The sequence below is a fragment of the Gilvimarinus sp. 1_MG-2023 genome (genome assembly GCF_030548285.1).
The window spans coordinates 1-347 of the sequence record NZ_JAUOSC010000445.1; the positions used below are offsets into that span (position 1 = coordinate 1).

Consider the following 347-nt stretch of genomic DNA (forward strand, 5'->3'; position numbering starts at 1 on the left):
CCTCGAGTGTCACCCAGGGATGTCTGAACTTCAGTACGAGCGATATAGTTCTGATACTGAGGAATCGCCACAGCGGCCAAAATACCGATGATCGCAATTACGATCATCAATTCAATCAGGGTAAAACCTTTTTGCATCGTTTTCATGGAAGTCTCCACTCTCAAAATTTTAGGGTTGTGCAATATTACACGTGTTATGCAATGACTATTATGAGGGGTTTTGCCATGGGAAACATCCCAAAACATCCCAACACTTCGTTGTCGAAGCACTTGGTGGGTTCGGGAAATCGAAGAGGGGGTCTTCCCGGACTCAAGCCACTGGCTTCTGTGCATCTATCACTGGATACG

Annotated in this window: 1 protein-coding gene; it reads right to left on the minus strand. The window is 46.1% G+C overall.

Annotated features, from left to right (window positions below):
* A partial coding sequence (locus tag Q4563_RS17565; RefSeq protein ID WP_303605413.1) for a pilin occupies positions 1 to 146 on the minus strand: 146 nt, incomplete at its 3' end.
* Between the last annotated feature and the right edge of the window lie 201 nt (positions 147 to 347).